The 19,270-nt window shown below is 67.4% G+C and carries 19 protein-coding genes; 7 read left to right on the forward strand and 12 right to left on the reverse strand.

The features are described from left to right. Nucleotides 1–85 precede the first annotated feature (85 nt). The 3 genes from BCL79_RS19440 to BCL79_RS19450 are packed head-to-tail and all read right to left on the reverse strand — an operon-like array spanning nucleotide 86 to nucleotide 3,125. Entirely contained in the window at nucleotides 86–832 is a 747-nt protein-coding gene (locus BCL79_RS19440; RefSeq protein WP_121044535.1) for a pseudouridine synthase, read from the reverse strand. Beyond that, entirely contained in the window at nucleotides 829–2,487 is a 1,659-nt protein-coding gene (gene ubiB / locus BCL79_RS19445; protein ID WP_121044399.1) for a ubiquinone biosynthesis regulatory protein kinase UbiB, read from the reverse strand. The genes BCL79_RS19440 and ubiB overlap by 4 nt, the downstream gene beginning before the upstream one ends. After that, on the reverse strand, nucleotides 2,484–3,125 hold the full coding sequence (locus tag BCL79_RS19450; protein WP_121044402.1) for a ubiquinone biosynthesis accessory factor UbiJ: 642 nt from the start codon (nucleotides 3,123–3,125) through the stop codon (nucleotides 2,484–2,486). The genes ubiB and BCL79_RS19450 overlap by 4 nt, the downstream gene beginning before the upstream one ends. Before the next feature lie 102 nt (nucleotides 3,126–3,227). Here BCL79_RS19450 and ddlA point away from each other — a divergent pair, with 102 nt between their 5' ends. Continuing rightward, the gene (gene ddlA, locus BCL79_RS19455; RefSeq protein ID WP_121044405.1) at nucleotides 3,228–4,334 is read left to right on the forward strand and encodes a D-alanine--D-alanine ligase; all 1,107 of its coding nucleotides are present in this window, start codon (nucleotides 3,228–3,230) and stop codon (nucleotides 4,332–4,334) included. An 81-nt stretch (nucleotides 4,335–4,415) separates the two neighbouring features. Here the strand turns inward: ddlA and BCL79_RS19460 are convergent, their stop codons facing one another. The 3 genes from BCL79_RS19460 to oleC form a co-directional block, all read right to left on the reverse strand. Next, on the reverse strand, nucleotides 4,416–4,571 hold the full coding sequence (locus tag BCL79_RS19460; protein ID WP_019184873.1) for a DUF1328 domain-containing protein: 156 nt from the start codon (nucleotides 4,569–4,571) through the stop codon (nucleotides 4,416–4,418). A gap of 63 nt (nucleotides 4,572–4,634) precedes the next feature. Further along, nucleotides 4,635–5,645: a 2-alkyl-3-oxoalkanoate reductase gene (gene oleD / locus BCL79_RS19465; RefSeq protein WP_121044408.1), complete on the reverse strand. Its 1,011-nt coding sequence runs from the start codon at nucleotides 5,643–5,645 to the stop codon at nucleotides 4,635–4,637. Next, a complete protein-coding gene (gene oleC, locus BCL79_RS19470; protein WP_121044411.1) occupies nucleotides 5,642–7,297 on the reverse strand; it encodes an olefin beta-lactone synthetase in 1,656 nt (551 codons plus the stop codon). Before oleC ends, oleD begins: the two co-directional genes overlap by 4 nt. 103 nt (nucleotides 7,298–7,400) lie before the next feature. Between oleC and BCL79_RS19475 the strand changes: the two genes are divergently transcribed. Then, nucleotides 7,401–7,829: a YkgJ family cysteine cluster protein gene (locus BCL79_RS19475; RefSeq protein ID WP_121044414.1), complete on the forward strand. Its 429-nt coding sequence runs from the start codon at nucleotides 7,401–7,403 to the stop codon at nucleotides 7,827–7,829. 42 nt (nucleotides 7,830–7,871) lie between these two features. On the opposite strand, the gene BCL79_RS19480 is transcribed toward BCL79_RS19475, so the two are convergent. The 4 genes from BCL79_RS19480 to BCL79_RS19495 form a co-directional block, all read right to left on the reverse strand. Then, nucleotides 7,872–8,762, reverse strand: coding sequence for an alpha/beta fold hydrolase (locus BCL79_RS19480; RefSeq protein ID WP_121044417.1), 891 nt, complete (start codon nucleotides 8,760–8,762; stop codon nucleotides 7,872–7,874). An 81-nt stretch (nucleotides 8,763–8,843) separates the two neighbouring features. Continuing rightward, nucleotides 8,844–9,860, reverse strand: coding sequence for a 3-oxoacyl-ACP synthase III (locus BCL79_RS19485; RefSeq protein ID WP_121044419.1), 1,017 nt, complete (start codon nucleotides 9,858–9,860; stop codon nucleotides 8,844–8,846). A gap of 112 nt (nucleotides 9,861–9,972) precedes the next feature. Further along, nucleotides 9,973–10,290: a DUF4156 domain-containing protein gene (locus BCL79_RS19490; protein WP_046272272.1), complete on the reverse strand. Its 318-nt coding sequence runs from the start codon at nucleotides 10,288–10,290 to the stop codon at nucleotides 9,973–9,975. 127 nt (nucleotides 10,291–10,417) lie between these two features. Then, the gene (locus BCL79_RS19495; protein WP_121044422.1) at nucleotides 10,418–13,306 is read right to left on the reverse strand and encodes a M16 family metallopeptidase; all 2,889 of its coding nucleotides are present in this window, start codon (nucleotides 13,304–13,306) and stop codon (nucleotides 10,418–10,420) included. A 342-nt stretch (nucleotides 13,307–13,648) separates the two neighbouring features. Between BCL79_RS19495 and BCL79_RS19500 the strand changes: the two genes are divergently transcribed. Together BCL79_RS19500 and trmL are read left to right on the forward strand one after the other, a co-directional pair. Further along, nucleotides 13,649–14,128 carry a hypothetical protein gene (locus BCL79_RS19500; RefSeq protein WP_121044425.1) on the forward strand — a complete coding sequence of 160 codons (480 nt, stop codon included), beginning with the start codon at nucleotides 13,649–13,651 and terminating at the stop codon, nucleotides 14,126–14,128. Between the two features lie 43 nt (nucleotides 14,129–14,171). Beyond that, nucleotides 14,172–14,651, forward strand: coding sequence for a tRNA (uridine(34)/cytosine(34)/5-carboxymethylaminomethyluridine(34)-2'-O)-methyltransferase TrmL (trmL, locus tag BCL79_RS19505; RefSeq protein ID WP_121044428.1), 480 nt, complete (start codon nucleotides 14,172–14,174; stop codon nucleotides 14,649–14,651). A 1-nt stretch (nucleotide 14,652) separates the two neighbouring features. Here trmL and BCL79_RS19510 read toward each other — a convergent pair whose 3' ends face one another. Next, on the reverse strand, nucleotides 14,653–15,816 hold the full coding sequence (locus BCL79_RS19510; protein ID WP_121044431.1) for an acyl-CoA dehydrogenase family protein: 1,164 nt from the start codon (nucleotides 15,814–15,816) through the stop codon (nucleotides 14,653–14,655). Between the two features lie 216 nt (nucleotides 15,817–16,032). Further along, nucleotides 16,033–16,296 (reverse strand): hypothetical protein, encoded by a 264-nt coding sequence (locus BCL79_RS19515; protein WP_121044434.1) that lies wholly within the window; start codon nucleotides 16,294–16,296, stop codon nucleotides 16,033–16,035. Nucleotides 16,297–16,511: 215 nt separating this feature from the next. Between BCL79_RS19515 and BCL79_RS20165 the strand changes: the two genes are divergently transcribed. The 3 genes from BCL79_RS20165 (at nucleotide 16,512) to BCL79_RS19525 (ending at nucleotide 19,262) form a co-directional block, all read left to right on the forward strand. Continuing rightward, the gene (locus BCL79_RS20165; RefSeq protein WP_147433928.1) at nucleotides 16,512–16,865 is read left to right on the forward strand and encodes a hypothetical protein; all 354 of its coding nucleotides are present in this window, start codon (nucleotides 16,512–16,514) and stop codon (nucleotides 16,863–16,865) included. Between the two features lie 232 nt (nucleotides 16,866–17,097). Then, a complete protein-coding gene (locus BCL79_RS19520) occupies nucleotides 17,098–18,774 on the forward strand; it encodes an electron transfer flavoprotein-ubiquinone oxidoreductase (protein ID WP_121044437.1) in 1,677 nt (558 codons plus the stop codon). Between the two features lie 98 nt (nucleotides 18,775–18,872). Continuing rightward, a complete protein-coding gene (locus tag BCL79_RS19525; protein WP_121044440.1) occupies nucleotides 18,873–19,262 on the forward strand; it encodes a c-type cytochrome in 390 nt (129 codons plus the stop codon). The last annotated feature ends 8 nt before the right edge of the window (nucleotides 19,263–19,270 follow it).

Below are 19,270 nucleotides of genomic sequence, written 5' to 3' on the forward strand. Positions count from 1 at the left end.
GGGCTCGGGATCACAGAGGGTTACGTGTCAGTCCGCGTACGGCAGCTGTTCGTTTTCCATGGATGAGTAAGCCGGGCAGCCCAGGTCAGCGCACTTCCCAGTCGAACAGATCCATCGCCTTGCGGAATTCGCCGTCCACCGGCGCGCTGATGTCCATCGGCGTGCCATCCGGATGCGGGAAGCGCAGGCGCTCGGCGTGCAGGAGCATGCGGTGGATGCCCTGCATGCGGAAGCTGCGGTTGTGGCGGCCGTCGCCGTGGCTGGTGTCACCGATCAGGTGATGCGAGAGGTGCTTGAGGTGGCGGCGGATCTGGCGGAAGCGGCCGGTCTGCGGCTGGCAGCGCAGCAGGGCGTAGCGTGAGGTCTCGAACTCGCCCATCGGAATCGCGATCTCGCCCACGGCGACACGCTGGAAGTGGGTGATCGCCTGCTTCTTGACCGGCTTGCCGGGGCCGCCATCGAGGTCGTGGTCGACGGTGAAGGCCTCGTCGGCCGGCCAGCCCCGGCAGATCGCGAGGTAATCCTTGGTGACGTCGCCGCCCATCAGCGATTTGCCGAGCACGCTGGCGCTTTCGCGATCAAAGGCGAGCAGCAGGCAGCCGCTGGTGGCGCGGTCCAGACGATGGACGAGGAAGATCGGCTTGCCGAGCTGTTCGCGCAGGCGGTCGGCGAGGAAGTCGTCTTCGCCCCGGGCAAGCTTGCTGTCGTGGACCATCAGCCCGGCGGGCTTGTTGACCACGGCGAGCTGGTCGTCCAGGTGCAGCAGCTGCAGGGGCGGAAGCGCCACCGGCGGCTCGGCCAGGGCCGCTGCCGGCAGCTCGATCACGCTCATCGGCGCCACCAGGCACTGGCCAGCGAGAACACCCCCGCCGCGCCGGTCACCCAGCTCCACACCGGGGCATCGCCGAAGTACCAGCCACCCGGCTGCAGGCCATACAGCACCGCGGCGACGATCATCAGGCCGACGCCGGCAATCGCGGCCACCGCGCGCTTCTGCAGTTTCTGCACGCTGACGTTCAGCGCCGCCAGATCACGCGAGCGCATCGACAGTTCATGATCACCTTCCACCTGCTGGCGCAGCCAGGCGTGGACCAGGCGCGGCATGTCCGGCGTATGCGTCATGATTTCGGGCAGGCGCTTGCGCACTTCCTTCAGCACCCGGCGCGGGCTGTAGCGTTCGCGCAGGATGCGTTCCAGCACCGGCCGCGCGACCGCCCAGATATCCAGTTCCGGATCGAGCTGACGGCCGACACCTTCGATGTTGAGCAGTGTCTTCTGCAGCAGGATCAGCTGCGGCTGCAGCGTGAGCTCGTAGCGCTGGGCCACGCGGAACAGCTTGATCAGCACCTCGGCCAGCGAGATCTGCGACAGCGGGCGGGTGAAATACGGTTCGCACACCGAACGCGCGGCCGCTTCGAGTTCATCGATGCGCACGTTGTTGGGCATCCAGCCGGCTTCCACATGCAGCGCGGCCATGCGCCGGTAGTCCTTGTTGAAGATGGCCATGAAGTTCTCGGCCAGGTAGTACTGATCTTCTTCGGACAGCTGGCCCATGATGCCGAAATCCAGCGCGATGAAGCGCGGGTTGTCGCGGCGCGCCGGATCGGTGTCGACCCAGATGTTGCCGGCGTGCGCATCGGCGTGGAAGAAGTTGTCGCGGAACACCTGGGTGTAGAACACCCGCACGCCCTTGGCGGCCAGCGCCTTGCGGTCGATGCCGGCCTTGTCCAGCGCGACGATGTCGTCCGACGGGATGCCCCACACCCGCTCCAGGGTCAGCGCGCGCTCGGCGGTGTGGCTCCAGATCACCTCGGGCACGTACAGATCGTCCGAGTCGATCCAGTTGCGGCGCAGCAAGCTGGCATTGGCGCCTTCGCGCTGCAGATCCAGTTCGGCGGCCAGGGTGTTTTCGACTTCGGCGACCACTTCGCGCGGGCGGATCTTGTCGGCGCGCGGGTGCGCGCGTTCGATCAGCGCGGCGGCCGACTTGAGCAGCGCGATGTCGGCGTCGATCTGCTTTTCGATGTCCGGGCGCAGCACCTTGACCACCACCTGGCGGCCATCGACGAGCGTGGCCGCGTGCACCTGTGCGATCGAGGCCGAGGCCAGCGGCTGCAGATCGAAGCTGGCGAAGGCTTCGCTCACCGGGCGGCCGAGCGCGCGCTCGACAATGGCCTGCGCGGTAGCGCCATCAAACGGCTTGACGCGGTCCTGCAGCAGGGTGAGTTCGTTGGCGACGTCGGCCGGGATCAGGTCACGGCGGGTGGAGAGGATCTGGCCGAACTTGACGAAGATCGGGCCGAGGTCCTGCAGCGCCAGGCGCAGGCGCGCACCGCGCGACTGTGCGGCGATGTCGGCCGAGGCGCGTGGCACGAACGGCTTGGCCAGGCGCAGCCAGCGTTCGGCCGGGGTGCCCTGGAGCAGATCGTCGAGGCGGTAGCGCAGGATGATGCGGCCGATGCGGCTGGCGCGGAAGATCGCCTTCATGCGCCCACCTGCCGCAGGCGCTGGACGCGCACGGCCATGCGTTCAACGTCGTCGCGCATCACGTCCACATCGTCGTGGAAGGCATCCAGTTCTGCTCGGGGTACCACGTCGCGCGACTCCTCGGTGACAAATTCAGCGGCGCTGTGCGCCAGGTCGGACGCGCCGCGGCGCGCGTGCTGCAGTGCCGAGCGCAGGGTGTTGGCGATCTGCACGCCCATCACCTCGCCGAACACGCGCACGAACGGCTGCTGCCAGTCCGGATCGAAACGGGTCGCCAGCTGCTGCAGGCGGCGGGCCAGCTCGGCATCGCCGGAGACCTTGACCCGCCCGGCCGGCGCATCACCGCCACGGCGTGCATTGGCCAGGAACGGCAGCTGGGCCAGCACCCCGCCCAGCGTGCTGCGCACGGCCAGGTCCGGCACCTGCTGCGGATCGACCGGGCCGACCGTGAGGCGCTCCCCGTCCACCCCGATCCGCATCGCCAACGCAGGCGATTCCAGGGTCAGCGCGATGTGGCGGCCATCCAGCGCGGCCAGCGCGCTGCGGGTGTCCGGGTCCAGCGCCAGCGCGCGGTTGAGCGTGAGCTGCAGCGCATTGCCAGCCAGCGGCTTGAGGGAAGAGAGCAGGGAACGGGCCATCACCGCATTCTACCGTGTGCCCTTGAACGGCGGGCGTGTTCCCGGGCGCCGACTCGGTTCATGCTATGGCACCCCAACACAGTGACAGGAGCGGCAACAGGCATGGGCAAGACCCGGGTAGGCATCATCTTCGGCGGCCGTTCGGCCGAGCACGAGGTCTCGCTGCAGTCGGCGAAGAACATCCTCGATGCGCTGGACAAGGACCGCTTCGAGGTCAGCCTGATCGGCATCGACAAGCAGGGCCAGTGGCACGTGAGCGACCCGCGCGACTTCCTGCTCAATGCCGGCGACCCGGCACGGATCGCGCTGCACCGCTCGGGCAATGCGGTGGCGGTGCGGCCGGGCCTGGAGCGCCAGCAGCTGGTGCCCACCGATCCGGCCACCGCGCTGGAGCAGATCGACGTGGTGTTCCCGATCGTGCACGGCACGCTGGGCGAGGACGGCTCGCTGCAGGGCCTGCTGCGCATGGCCAACCTGCCCTTCGTGGGCTCAGGCGTGTTGGGCTCGGCAGTGGCGATGGACAAGGACGTGGCCAAGCGCCTGCTGCGCGATGCCGGGCTGGCGGTGGCGCCGTTCGCCTGCTTCAACCGGGTCACTGCGGCGCGGGCCGATTACGCCGCGCTGGTCGCCGCGCTGGGCACGCCACTGTTCGTGAAGCCGGCCAACCAGGGCTCCTCGGTGGGTGTGAGCAAGGTGCGCAACGAGGCGGACTTCCATACCGCCCTCGCGCTGGCGCTGTCGTTCGATCACAAGGCGCTGGTGGAAGCGGCGATCGACGGCCGCGAAATCGAGTGCGCGGTGCTCGGCAACGAACACCCCGAAGCCAGCGTCTGTGGCGAGGTGGTCGTGCACGATGATTTCTATTCGTACGACACCAAATACATCAGCGAGACCGGTGCCGACATCGTGGTGCCGGCGGCCATCACCGATGCGGAGCAGTCCCGTATCCGGCAGATCGCCGTGCAGGCCTACCAGGCACTGGAGTGTGCCGGCCTGGCACGCGTGGATGTATTCCTGACGCCGGCCGGCGAGGTGGTGATCAACGAGATCAACACGTTGCCCGGCTTCACCCGCATCAGCATGTACCCGAAGCTGTGGGCAGCCAGTGGGCTGGATTACACCGCCCTGATCACGCGGCTGCTGGAACTGGCGATGGACCGGCATGCGCGTGAGCGCGATCTGCGCAGCGCCATCGCAACGACGGCCTGAACATCGTTGCCGATGTCAGGCCGTCATTATTTCCGCAGCGCGTCCCACGCCGGAGAGAGGTAGCGCGGGACGCGCCGGACACTAGGTCCGCTTGCGGAACATCGAAACCACCGCCAGGATCAGGAAAACGACGAACAGGATCCAGGCGACGTTGCTGGCGGCGCCGGCAATGCCCGAGAAACCAAGCACCGCCGCGATGATGGCGATGACAAAAAAGATGACGGCGTAATGCAGCATGTCGACCCTCGCGTTGATGCGTGCCGGAGTTGGCGTGGGGCCATGTTCACCAACCTGCGGTGTTCAGGGAGTGATGGAATCCTGTGCGTTCGATGAAGATGCCAGCCGGGCCAGCCCTTCTTCGATGCTGACCAAGGGGACATAACCGAAGTCGCGGCGCGCCGGTTCCATGCTGTACCAGTGCGGGGTGCACAGCTGCTCGGCCAGGAAGCGGGTCATGGGCGGCTCGCCGCGCAGGCGCAGCAGCGGCCACAGCCGCTCGCAGACCGCGCCGATCCGGTAGGCCGCCTTGAAGCTGATCGACTTTGTCACTGGCGGCGCATCCACCGCGGCCAGCAGCTTGTTGAGCAGCTCGCGCATCGGCAGCGGCTCGCCGTTGGAAATGAAGTACGCCTTGCCGGCGCAGGCCGCGCCCGGGGCCAGGTGCTCCAGGGCCAGGAAGTGGGCCAGTGCGGCGTTGTCGATGTAGGTGGTATCGACCTTGTTCTGCCCATCGCCGACGAAGCGCAGGCGGCCGGCGCGGGCGCGCTCAGCCAGACGCGGTACCAGTTGCTGGTCGCCCGGGCCCCAGATCAGCCGCGGCCGCAACGCGACCGTGGCCAGCTGCGCATCGTTGGCCGCCAGCACGCGCTGCTCGGCGATGGCCTTGGTGGCCGCGTACGGCGCCTGGAAGTTCTCGCCATACGGCACCTCGTCCGCGCCCAGGCCCTCCACTGGATGCGTGGCGCGATGGGTCACGCTGGGCGTGGAGGTGTAGACCAGCTTGCCCACGCCGTGCGCGCGACAGGCCGCGATGACATTGTCGGTGCCGACCACGTTGGCCTGGTGGTAGCTGTCATAGCTGCCCCACGCACCGGCCTTGGCCCCGTTGTGGAGGACCGCATCGACCCCGGCCACCGCATGCATCACCGCCTGCGCATCGGCCAGGTCGCCGCGGATCTGGCCCACGCCCATCGCCTGCAGCGCAGGGTAGTGGCCGCGGTTGAACGCCAGCACCTGGTGACCCCGCTTGATCAGTCCCTTGCACAGGGCCTGGCCGAGGAAGCCGCCGCCGCCGGTCACGAGGATCTTCATGCGTGCTGCTCCAGTTGCGCGGTGGCCCATACCGTGAGCTTCTCGCGGCCGATCTTGGCGTTGTGGCGGATGTCGACCGGGAAGCCCGGGTGCGGCAGGAACTGCTCGATGCGCGCGGTGTGCGCATGTGCGGCCGCTTCACGACGCAGGCGCTCGACCAGGGCGGGCGAATCGATGGTGCCGGGCTGCAGTTCGTAGCACAGCACCGGCCGCTGCCGACCCGGCGCACCCACGCCGACCAGCGCGGTGCGGGCGATGCCGTCCAGCGCATTGAACACCGGCTCGACCTGCTCGGTGTACAGCGGCCCCTGCGCGGTTTCCACGCGCTGGGTCTTGCGCCCACAGAACCACAGCCGGCCCTGCGCATCGAAGTAGCCGACATCGCCCATCCGGTGCACGACCCGGGTGCTGCCATCGGCCAGGGTTTCGGTGATCTTCGCCGCGGCGGTGGCCTGCGGGCGGTTGAAGTAGCTGTCGGTGGCGGTCGGGCCGGCCACGGTGATCTCGCCCACCTCGCCGGTGGCCAGCACACGGGCCTGCGACCAATCCGGCAGCGGCGCGTCATCGATGGCGATGATGCGCACCTCGTTTGGCGCGACCACGCGGCCGACACAGGTACCGGCGCCGGCCTCGGTGGCCTGGCGGGTGTTCTCCAGCTCGCGGCCTTCGATCACCGCCACCGGCAGGCACTCGGTGGCGCCGTAGGGGGTCCAGAACTGGGCGTCATCGGGCAGCAGGCGGCGGATCCGCGCGACCACATCCGGCGGCACCGGCGCCCCGGCCGAGGTCACCCGGCGCACGCTCGGCAGCGGCTGGCCGTGATCGGCCAGGACCCGCATCAGCGCCGGCGAGCCGAACAGCTGGGTGACGCCGAAGCGGTTGATGGCGTCATGCAGCTTGCGCGGATCGGCCTGGGCCGGGCGGGTCGGGTCCATGTCCGGGATCACCGAGGTCAGCCCCAGCGCCGGATCGAACAGCGCGAACGGCGGGAAGGTCGGCAGATCCACCCCACCCGGCTCCATCCCGAAGGCGGCGCGCAGCAGCTCGACCTGGCCGACGAAATGACGGTGGCGGTAGACCACGCCTTTGGGCACGCCGGTGGAGCCGCTGGTGAACAGGATCGCCGCGACATCCTCGCCATCGGTCGGGGCCAGCGCAGGCGCCGCCGTGGCGCCCTGGGCTTCCAGCCGGGCCAGGGTGGTGCCACCCCAGCCCCAGCGGCGGCCGACGGTCACCAGCAGGCGCGCAGAGCGGCACCAGCGCAGCACCAGGCGCGCCATGTGGGCCAGGCCGATGCCGATGAAGGCCTGCGGCTGGGCCTCGTCCAGGCATTGCTTCAGCGCGCGCTTGTCGATGCCCGGGTCGACCAGCACCGGGACCGCGCCGTTCTTGAACAGCGCGAACATCAGCAGGAAGAACTCCGGCGAGGGCCGCACCATCACCACCGCGCGCACGCCGCGGCCGATGCCGTGCGCGGCCAGGCCGGCCGCCATCGCGTCGCTGCGGGCGTTGAGGGTGCGGTAATCCAGGGTGACGTCATAACGCGCCATGCCGCCGGGCCCGGGCTTGCCGGGGCAGCGGATGGCGATCTGGTCGGGGCGTTCACGGGCCAGCTCGGGCAGGCGCGCGGCGATATTGATGGCGCTGTTCATCCGTTCATTGTCGCCGCTGCAGAAAAATCTTGCGCGCCGGCCGGTGGCGTGGAAAATTCGCGCCCTTCCCTCCTGCTTCGCTGCCGCCCAAGGCCGGTGCCCCATGCCCCATCCCTGCCTCACCTGCGGCGCCTGCTGCACCCAATACCGTGTGGCCTTCCATTGGATGGAATCGGACGAGGTCACCCCCGGTGGCGTCCCGCACGAGCTCACCCAGGTGCTGGACCCGCACCGGCTGTGCATGCGCGGCACCCTGTCCAAGCCGGTGTACTGCGTGGCGCTGGATGCGGAGATCGGCGTGTATTCGCGCTGCAGCATCCACCCCAACCGCCCCAGCGTGTGCCGTGAGGTGGATGCTTCGTGGGAGTACGGCAAGGCCAGCCCCCAGTGCGACAAGGCGCGCGTGGCGCACGGCATGCCGGCGCTGACCCTGGCCGACTGGCGCTGGCGGGACGAGGCGGGCAATGACGATGATCATCCCGACGACAACGGCAATTCCCCGGCGCCGCCGCAGGCACCGATCGCGGCGTAAAGATCGGCATGGGCAGGTGACGACCGTTGGTCGTCACGCCGATCAGATCGGGTGCGCGTCCAGAAACGCGCGGATCTTCGGCACCAGCACCTCGTGCTTGTCTTCCAGCACATAGTGTCCGGCATCCTCGAAGGCATGCACGTCCGCCTGCGGCAGTGCGGCCTGGAAACCCTCCAGGAAGTGGTGGTCGAACACGAAATCACGCAGCCCCCAGCCGATGAAGGCGGGACGGTCGGCGTAGCTGGGCAGGGTCTGGCCGGACCGCTCCAGCAGCGACCAGGCCTTGTCGGCCGGTGACAGCGGAATGTCCTGCATGAAGCGGATGGTGCTGATGCGGTTGGCGTAGCTGTTGTACGGCGACACGTAAGCGCGGCGCACCTCGGCCGGCATCTTCCGTTCCACGCCCAGCCACGAGGCACCGGACGAGAACGCGTTGAAGGTGCGGATGAGCCACTCGCCGATCTTCCAGTGGCGACCCAGCGCGATCTGCCACGGCATCTTCTTCGCGGCCGGCATCGGGAAGGCGGCGGTGTTGAGCACCACCAAGCGCTTGACCTGCGCGTGGTGCGACAACGCCCAACCGAAGCCGATCATGCCGCCCCAGTCGTGCACGGCCAGGGTCACCGGGCCGGTGATGCCCAGGTGCGCGAGCAGCGCCTCCAGGTCATCCACGCGCGACTGCAGGGTGTAGTCGTAGTGCGCGTCATCGGGCTTGTCCGACAGGCCCATGCCGATATGGTCCGGCACGATGCAGCGGTACTTGTCCGAGAGGCCGGTCACCAGGGTGCGCCAGTAATAGCTCCACGACGGATTGCCGTGGACCATCACCACCACCTCGCCATCGCGCGGGCCTTCGTCGAGATAGTTCATCGACAGGCCGGGGCGCACCTCGAAGCGGTGCGGATGGGCGGGGTAACCGGGCAGCTGGGGCATGCAAACGCACCTGTGAAAAGGGCCGGCAGAACCGGCCCTTGATGTTCAATTCCAACGCCGCAGCAGCCTGCGGCGACTGGTTTACCAGACCACTTCGGCCATTGAGCAGTTCAGGCCCGAGCCGATGCCGAGCAGCGCGATGCGATCGCCCTTCTTCAGCTTGCCCAGCTGCTTGAGCTTGCTCAGCACGATCGGCACCGAGGCCGGGCCGATGTTGCCGTGCTCGCCGAAGATCGTCATCACCTTCTTCGGGTCGATGCCGAAGTTCTTGATGAAGGCGGCGGTGTGCGGCTGGCTGACCTGGTGGATCACGAACTGGTCCAGTTCCTCCACGGCCCAGCCCAGTGCTTCACGGGCGGCCACGAAGGTCTTCTGTGCCAGCTTGATGCCTTCGATCAGCAGCATGCGGGTGTCGGTGACCATGCGGTCCAGGTTGCCCCGGCACAGCTGGTTCCACTCGGTGGCCGAGCGGGTCACGCCACCGCGGTAACGCGGGGCATCGGGCACCAGCTCGGTGCGCGCCATGACCATCGCCGCGGCACCGCAGCCCAGGGTCAGGGCGGCCATCTCGTTGCGGAAGTCATCGGCGGTCACGCCCGGCAGGGCCATGCGCTCGAGGGTCTTCTCGTACACCAGGGTGGCGGGTTCACCGTCGACGATCAGCGCGTAGTCGATCTCGCCGCGTTCGAGCATGCGGGCGGCGATGTCCATGCCGTTGATGAAGGCCAGGCAGGCATTGGCGACGTCGAAGGTCATGCATTCGTCGCCGACCCCCAGGTTGCCCGAGACGATGCTGGCCGTGGACGGCTCCAGGTAGTCGCGGCTGACCGAGGTGTTGACCAGCAGGCCGATCTTGTCGGCGCCGATCCCGGCGTCTTCCAGTGCTTTGCGGGCAGCCAGCGTGGCGGCGTCGGAGGCCAGCATGTCGGCATCCCACAGGCGGCGGGCGTGGATGCCCGCGATATCGCCGAGCACATCGGTACGGATGCCAAGACGATCCAGCGTCGGCTTCAGCCGTTCGTTGATTTCCTTGGACGTCAGCGTGTGCGGCGCGTCGATGTGCGCCAAGCCGGCGATCGAGACATTCTTGAAGAGCATCAGTTAGCGCCAAGGCTCAGGCAAAGGGGGCGTTATTGTAAGCCGGCACGGCTTTCACCGCACCTTTACGAATTCACGCCCGGGCGTATGGTCCGGGCGCAGGGTGAAGGGTTCAGCGTGGCGGGCACTGGAAGGCCAGGAAGCGCTGGCTGCCATCGGCGGGCAGGCCAGAGGCCTGCACGGCATTGGCACCGGCGCTGGGCGCCTCGTTGCGGGCCAGGGTTTCCAGCTCTTCCTGCACGCGCAGCGGGTTGCGGTTGTAGAAGCCGACCTTGCTCTTCACGGTCACCACCACCTCGCCCTTGCTCTGGCAGCCGCTGGGAACCGCACCGGCCGGCAGCACGCGGACCGTCTTGCCGGACGACTCGATCGGCACCCAGGTGCAGGCGGAAACGCTGAGGATCAGGGCGGACAGAAGCAGAATGCGCATGGACAAGGCCTGGCTGGAATACGTAAGGGAGTGTGCGGGAAACAACTGAATCGAGGGTGATCAGGGGCCGGGAGGGTCCCCGGCACCTGAGGCGCGGGTCAGCGCGATGGCTGACCCGCTGTCGGCATCACCGGGCCTTCGGTGCCGCTGCAGCCGGAGCAGCCGGAGCAGCCGGAGCCACCACCTTGCCTTCGGCATCGATCACCTGCACCTGGCCGAGGTTGAGCGCACGCACCGGTGCCTCGGTCTGCTTGAGGTCACCGACCACCACCCAGGTCAGCGCGTTCGGGTCCAGCGTGGCCGCGGCCTGCTGCACCTGGGCCGGGGTCATCGCCTCGATCTCGGCCTTGCGCTGGACCACATAATCGTCCGGGCGCTGGTAACGCACGATCCCGCTGATGGTGCCCATCACCGCGCTGGCGGTCTCGTAGGCACCGGGCAGGCTCAGGTTCTGGATGTTGCGGATGCGCGCCACCTCGGCCGGGGTGGCCGGCTTGGCACCGCTGGCGAACTCGGCGATCTCCTTGCGCATCTCCTGCATCGCCTCGGCGGTCTTGTCGATCTGCACCGGTGCGCGGGCGCCCCACGGGCGCTGGCCCAGGGTGTTGCTGGCGCTGCTGCCGGCACCGTAGGACCAGTGCTTCTGCTCACGCAGGTTCATGTTCAGGCGCGAGGTGAAGTCGCCGCCCAGCACGCCGTTGGCGATGTCGAAGCGGGTCGACCCCGGGTCCTTGGACGAGGGCACCACCTGGCTGGCGAACAGGTTGGCCTGCACCGCACCCGGCTGGTCGATCAGGTACACGCGGGCCTGGGTCGGCCGTGCCACGTCCACCGGGGCCTTCACCTGCGGGGCCGGGCCCTCGGCCTTCCAGTTGCCGAACTGGCGCTCCAGCAGCGGCACGAGGTCCTTCAGCGTGGTGTCGCCGACCACGATCAGGGTGCCCTGCTCCGGGCGCAGCCAATCACGGTGGAAATCGACCAGGTCCTCGCGGGTCATGGACTGGATGTCCACTTCATTGCCGCTGCCGGTGAACGGGATCGCATACGGATGACCGGCGCCGTACAGCAGGGTCGGCATCACGCGCATCGCGACCGCGCTGGGGTTGACCTTCTCCTGCTGGATGCCGGCGATCCAGGTCGCCTTGACGCGATCGATCTCGGTCTGGTCGAAGCGCGGCTGGCGCAGCATGTCCGCATACAGGGCCAGCGACGGGGCGAGGTTTTCCTTCAGCGCGGACAGATACACGCTGGTGCTGTCCAGCGAGGCGGAGGCATCGAGCTTGGCGCCCAGTGCATCGGCGGCATCGGCGAAGGGCAGCGCGCCCAGCTTGCCGGCGCCCTCGGTGAGCAGCCCCATGGTGAAGTTGGCGGTGCCGGACTTGCGGCCCTGGTCGGCGGTGAAGCCACCCGGGAACTCATAGCTGAACTGCACGACCGGGATGTCGTGACGCTCGGCCAGGATCACCTGGGTGCCATTCTTCAGCGTGGCGCGATGCAGTTCCGGGAATTTCAGGTCCGGGAAGGTCTTGGTCTGCGGCACGCCGGTGCTGCGGTCGACCTGCTGGGCCATCGTCGTGAAGCTGGGGTCCACGGCGGGCACGGTGAACGGCTTGGGCGTTTCCGACGGCAGTTCGGCCAAGGCAACGCGCGCGCCCGGCTCGACCACGATGGTGTGGTCGCCGGCGCCCAGCCACTTGGCACCGACATCGCGCACCTGCGCGGCAGTGGCCGCATCGATGGTGGCCAGCGACGTGCGGAAGCAGCCCGGGTCACCTTCGTACACGGTGCACTCGGCCAGCGCGTCGGCCTTGCCGCCGAAGCCACCGATGCGCTCGATGCCGCGGATGAAGCCGGCGCGGAAGGCGGTCTTGCCGCGGCTGAGCTCATCGGCGGTCGGGCCGTCCTTGGTCAGGCGCTTCACCTCTTCATCGATGATCGCCTCGACCTTGGCCGGGTCCACGCCCTGCTTGACGCTGGCCATGATCACGAAGTTCGAGCCCAGCTGCGAGCTGTAGGCGCCGGCACTGATGTTGTCCACCAGCTTGTCCTGGTGCAGCAGGCGCTGGTCCAGACGCGAGGACTTCGCACCGCCGAGAACCTGCGCGAACAGCTGCAGCTGGTCTATGTCGGTGGTGCCGACCTGGGCGACGTTCCACGCGCGGTAGATGCGCGCCTGCGGCACCTTGTCGGTCATCACTTCGCGCGTGCTCTTCTCACGCTTGGCCACGTCCACCTTGGGCTGGGCCATGCTCGGGCCGGCCGGGATGTCGCCGAAGTACCTGGCGACCTTTTCTTTCGCCGTGGCCACATCGATGTCACCGGCCAGCACCAGCACTGCATTGTTGGGGCCGTACCAGGTGCGGAACCACGTTTTCACGTCGTCCCGCGAGGCCGCGTTGAGATCGTTCATCGAGCCGATCACGCTGTGGTGATACGGATGGCCTTCCGGATACATCGCGCGGGTCAGCTTTTCCCAGACCTGGCCATACGGCTGGTTCTCGCCCTGGCGCTTTTCGTTCTGGACCACGCCGCGCTGTTCGTCGAGCGCGGCCTGGTCGATCGCGCCGAGCAGATGGCCCATGCGGTCGGACTCCATCCACAGCGCCATGTCCAGCGCCGTGGTCGGCACGTTCTCGAAGTAATTGGTGCGGTCGGTGTTGGTGGTGCCGTTCTGGCCGGTGACACCCACCTGCTTGAAGGGCTCGAAATACTCGCCGTCGTGGTTCTCGCTGCCCTGGAACATCAGGTGTTCGAACAGGTGCGCAAAGCCGGTGCGGCCGGCGGGTTCGTCCTTGCTGCCGACGTGGTACCAGATGTTGACGGCCACGATCGGCGCCTTGCGGTCGGTGTGCACCACCACGCGCAGGCCATTGGGCAGGGTGAACTGCTCGAACGGAATGTCGACCTTGGCCACCGTGGCCGGCTTGGCCAGGACCGGTGCGGGCGCCAGTGAGCCCAATGCGGCGGAGAGCGCTACAGCCAGCAGCGCGGCACGCGGTCGGAGTTGGACGGTCATTCCGGTTCCTTGGTCATGAAAGTGAAGCCGGATGCTAGCGCGCCGCCCAGGCAAAAGGCATCGGCCAACAGTCATTGGGGGCAAAACGGACAGCCTGCAGGCCCTGCGGCGGACAACTGTCCGGACAGCGGACACCGCGACATCGATAAAAACCCTTTGAAATCAACAGATAAAACTTGGCACGCGTCCTGCGTGGTACTGGGCAAGGGAAGCAAGGATCAAATCTAAACTGACTGGATGCTGAACAAAAACAAGAAAGATCAAATTGTTCTTGCACGCCCCGAATCGGTGTACTACCTTACTACCACACCACTGCTCGCCAACACTAAACAGGACCTCGCCATGAACACCAAGACGCTCGCCATCGCCATCGCCCTCGCCGCCGGCTCCGCATTTGCTTCGTCGGTGCAGGCCGCCCCCGCCATCGTCACCTTCGACACCGTGCAGGTCCGCCCTTCGGCCGACCAGATCGCCCAGGCCGAGGTTGAGCGCACCAGCAGCATCCCGACCCTGGCCGTCGTGGAAGTCCGCCCGACCGCCGGCCTGATCGCTGACTACCGCGCCGAACTGGCCGCCAACCGCCGCGTCACCACGCTGGCCGCCGTTGAAGTGCGCCCGACCGCCGAACAGCGCCAGGCCCTGGCTGCCGAGCAGACCCGTGACCGCGGCTACGTCGCCACCTTCACCGCTGCGGCCACTGCCGTCGCCAATGAAGTGATCATCAACCTGCCGACCCTGCAGGTGCGTCCGTCGGCTGCCGATCTGCAGGCCCTGGCGCTGGACACCGCCGCTGCCGCCGCCTCGACCCTGATCCGCCAGTAAGCCGTAGCTGCGGTCCCCCGCAGCCACGGCGTACACTTCGCCGATGACTGCCACGCCCACGTTCCATGTCGTTCTGTTCCAACCCGAAATCCCGCCGAACACCGGCAATGTGATCCGCCTCTGCGCCAACACCGGCGCGCGGCTGCACCTGATCGAGCCGCTCGGTTTCGACCTGAGCGACAAGCAGCTCAAGCGCGCCGGCCTGGACTATCACGAATACGCCCGACTGCAGGTCCATCCAGATCTTGAGACCGCCCTGCAGGTGATTGCGCCCAAGCGCCTGTTCGCGCTGAGTACCCGCGGCAGCGTGCGTTACGACACCCAGCAATTTGAAGATGGCGATGCCTTCCTGTTCGGCCCGGAAACCCGTGGCCTGCCCCAGGACCTGCTCGACAGCCTGCCCCACGGCCGCCGCCTGCGCCTGCCGATGCGACCGGACAACCGCAGCCTCAACCTGTCCAACACCGTTGCGGTGGTGATGTACGAGGCGTGGCGCCAGAACGGGTTTGCCGGCGGGCAATGACTCAGAAAGCGTTGATGCCCGTGAGCTCCCGCCCGATCACCAGCTGGTGCACGGTCTCGGTGCCCTCGTAGGTGATCACCGATTCCAGATTGAGTGCATGCCGGATCGCCACATGTTCGGTGGTGATGCCCGCGCCACCGAGCAGATCACGGCACTCGCGCGCGATGTCGATGGCCATGCGGCAATTGTTCCATTTGGCCAGGCTTACCTGCTGCGGCTGCAGCTGGCCGGCATCCTTCAGGCGCCCCAGCTGCAATGCCAGCAACTGCGCGGTGGTGATCCGGCGCGCCATGTCGGCCAGCTTGATCTGCGCACTCTGCGTGGCCGCCACCGGCCGGCCGAACAGCACCCGCTGCTTGGTGTAGGCCAGCGCTTCATCCAGGCACGCCACCGCGGCACCGATCGGGCCCCAGCTGATCCCGTAGCGCGCCTGGTTCAAGCAGCCCAGCGGCCCTTTGAGACCCTGCACATTGGGCAGCCGGTTACGGTCGGGCACGCGCACATTGTCGAAGAACAGCGCACCGGTGAGCGAGGCGCGCAGGCTCATCTTGTGCTTGATCTCCTGCGTGCTGAAGCCGGGCATGCCTTTCTCGAGCACGAAGCCCTGGATGCCGTCTTCGGTATGCGCCCAGATGATCGCGATGTCCGCCACCGGCCCACTGGTGATCCACATCTTGCTGCCGTTGATCAGCCAGTCGCCGCCGTCGCGCACCGCGCGGGTCTTCATCGCCGCCGGATCGGAGCCGCCATGCGCCTCGGTCAGGCCGAAGCAGCCGATGACCTTGCCGGTGGCCATGTCCGGCAACCAGCGCACGCGCTGTTCTTCGCTGCCGTAGGCGTAGATCGGGTACATGCACAGCGAGCTCTGTACCGAGACGAAACTGCGCAGCCCCGAATCGCCGCGCTCCAGTTCCTGGCAGATCAAGCCGTAGCTCACCGCGTTCAGTCCGCCGCCGCCGTACTGTTCGGGCAGGCTGGAGCCGAGCAGACCCAGTGCAGCGATCTCGGGGATCAGTTCGTCGGGAAAGCGGCCTTCATCAAATGCATCGCCGATGATCGGCAGCACCCGGGTATCAGTGAAGCGCGCCACCGTCGCCTGCACCGCGCGCTCCTCCTCGCTCAGCAGCGAACGGATATCGAACAGATCGAACGGATTGAGTGACATGGCATCCCGGCAGGTGGCGGTGGAACAGGCCCCCATTGTGGGCGTTGTGCAGGTAGGGGCCAAGGGCTGGCGCAGCAGGAGCTGCCTGCTCCATCCGGGCGCCGATCCAGCCGGCCACCCGATCGCCGGGATGTCCTGATCCCTTATGGCCACGCCCCGGCCAGATACGAACGTGTGCGTGCCCGGAGCGTGGCGATGTCGGGCGCTGTGGCCGGATTACGGATCCTGTCGGCGGCAGTTGGCCTGCCTGGGCGGGATGCCCACGTCCGCCGCATAGATCCATCGGGCCTCTGTTACCGACGTGGCCATCACGTAACGTTGCGGATTACCGGGGCTCGCGCCCCAGCACCAATAGCTCTGGAGCTCGGCACTACTGCTGATGGCTGCAGGCAAGCCGACCGGGTACGCCTGGGCGGGCTTGGCACCGAGCAGTCCTGCCAGCGCCAAGGAGGCACCGACACAGCAGGCGACCATGTTCATGTTGCGATCCTGATATTCGCTCCGAAGCGGAGCTGCATCAAGGTGGCCATTTCCAACGCAACGTTCAGGCACGCAGCGCTCACTTCCCGGTGCCTGCCGCATTTGAACTGATCGATAGGTGCTGTTGCAGTTGGTCCGACTATCGCTTGTGCGCGGCACGGTAGGCATGGGTCGATGAATGCGCCCAGGGATTACCGGCGTATCGGTGCAGCGGGGTGATGCTGCGTGCCGCGCGCCGCTGGGAGCCCACTGAAGGTCAAGCGCGGCGCGATGGCGTGGCATTCTCCTACCTTCGTGCCGACCTCAACATCGAGGAAGTATGGGCGTATCGCACGCAGGGTGGACTCATCGCGGACATGTCGGGCCACTCGGGGTATCCATTGAGGGTTCGTTGCGTGTTTCCGTACGACGGCGGCACCGAAACGCCCCGCAGTTCCGCACGATCATTGCAATCACGGTTCCGCGACAAGACGGGCCGATGGGTCCCCATCGTCAGGGTGGATCTGCGCGCAGGTGTCGCAGCGCCCTTCACCTATCGTGACGACGATCAAAGCAACGCACCGTTGTGATGGCCGCCTGAGGAGGCGTGATCCCTGCGCGGCCGTCACCAATGCTGCATCGCAGCAACCCACCGTCCGCGGCGAGCTTTGCGTGCCATGGCGAGGCTGCTGCCTAGGCGTGAACGGGAAGGACCGGTACTCTGGCGCATTGATCCACCGTTTCGCCGTGACGTGACACGGGCGATTCCCAGGCAACCGCCGCCGTTCAACCCGCGGCACTACCCAAGAGTTACGCAGCCCCATGAGCGAAGAAATCAACGTCCTGCCCCCGCGTGAAGTGATGGAATTCGATGTGGTGATCGTCGGTGGCGGCCCTGCGGGCCTGGCCACGGCGATCCGGCTGCGCCAGCGCGCCATCGAGGCTGGCCGCGAGCTGTCGGTCTGCATCCTGGAAAAGGGGTCCGAACCCGGCGCGCACATCCTCTCCGGCGCGGTGATGGACCCACGCGCGTTGACCGAACTGTTCCCGGACTGGGCCGAGCGCGGCGCACCGCTGAAGCAGAAGGTCACCCGCGACGAATTCCTGTTCCTCACCGAGGCCGGATCGCGCAGCACGCCCAACGCGCTGCTACCGGAGTGCTTCCACAACGAAGGCAACTACATCGTCAGCCTGGGCGAGGTCACCCGCTGGCTGGCGCAGCAGGCCGAGGCGCTGGAGGTAGCGATCTTCCCCGGCTTCCCGGCGGCGGAAGTGCTGTACAGCGACGATGGCGCGGTGATCGGCGTGGCCACCGGCGACATGGGCATCGAGAAGAACGGCCAGCCCGGCCCGGCATTCGAGCGCGGCATGGCGCTGCACGCCAAGTACACGATCTTCGCCGAAGGCTCGCGCGGCCATCTCGGCCGCCAGCTGATCGCCCGCTTCCAGCTCGATGCCGACAAGGATCCGCAGGCCTACGGCATCGGCATCAAGGAACTGTGGCAGATCGATCCGGCCAAGCACGAACCGGGCCTGGTGGTGCACGCCGCCGGCTGGCCGCTGGACAACGACACCTACGGTGGCGCGTTCCTGTACCACGCCGAGGGTGGCAAGGTCTCGATCGGCTATGTGGTCGGCCTGGACTACAAGAATCCGTGGCTGAGCCCGTTCGAAGAGTTCCAGCGCTTCAAGACGCACCCGGACATCCGCAAGCACCTGGAAGGGGGCAAGCGCATCGGCTACGGCGCGCGTGCGATCACCGCCGGTGGCCTGATGTCGCTGCCCAGGACGGTGTTCCCCGGTGGCGCGCTGGTCGGCTGCGAGGCCGGCTACCTCAACGTCAGCCGGATCAAGGGCAGCCACGCCGCGATCAAGACCGGCATGCTCGCCGCCGATGCAGCCTTCGATGCGCTCGCCGCCGATCGCCAGCACGATGAGTTGAGCGCCTATCCGCAGGCATTCGAGAGCAGCTGGCTGCATGCCGAGCTGCAGCAGGCCAAGAACTTCAAGCAGTGGTTCAAGAAGGGCCAGACCGTGGCCACGCTGATGACCGGCATCGAACAGTGGCTGCTGCCCAAGCTGGGCATCCGCAACCCGCCGTGGACGCTGCGCCACAGCACCCCGGACCACGCCTGCCTGGAGCCGGCGTCGAAGCACGCGAAGATCCATTATCCCAAGCCCGATGGCGTGCTCACTTTCGACCGCCTCAGCTCGGTGTTCCTGAGCAGCACCAACCACGCCGAAGACCAGCCCAGCCACCTGACGCTCAAGGATGCCAGTGTGCCGGTGCGGATCAACCTGAGCGAATACGCCGGGCCGGAAGCGCGTTACTGCCCGGCGGGCGTGTACGAGTTCGTCGGCAGCGACGGGCACGAACAGTTGCAGATCAATGCGCAGAACTGCGTGCACTGCAAGACCTGCGACATCAAGGACCCGACCCAGAACATCGTCTGGGTGACCCCGCAGGGCGGTGGCGGCCCAAACTATTCGGGCATGTGATCGACACGGCCTGCGACCACCGGTCGCAGGTCATCGGGCGCGGCAGTCACCGCCGCGCTCGCTATCCTGAGCGTCCTGTTGGACGTGACCGCTGCGCCATGGCCCCTGCTTTCCGATCGACGTTGCCGTTACTGGCCTGCCTGCTGCTGGCGGCGTGTTCGCGCGCACCGCAGACGCCCGAGCAGGCCCATCAGCAGGATCTGCAGCGCGCGTTCGCGATCTGCGCCGGCTGCCACACGGTCAGCCCCGGCGGCGTGCACCGCTTCGGCCCGAACCTGCACGGGGTGATCGGCCGGCGCGCGGGCAGTGTCACCGGCTACCCGTACTCCAACGCCATGCGCGAGGCCGGGCTGACCTGGAACGAGCAGACCCTGGATGCGTTCCTGCGCTCGCCCACGCATGTGGTGCCGGGCACCCGTATGGTCAACACCACCGCCGACCCGGAGCGCCGGCGCCAGGTGATCGAGTACCTGCAGCAGCAGCGCTGATCGCCACG

This window comes from Stenotrophomonas rhizophila (assembly GCF_003651185.1).
In the GTDB taxonomy this organism is placed as follows: Bacteria; Pseudomonadota; Gammaproteobacteria; order Xanthomonadales; family Xanthomonadaceae; genus Stenotrophomonas; species Stenotrophomonas maltophilia_Z.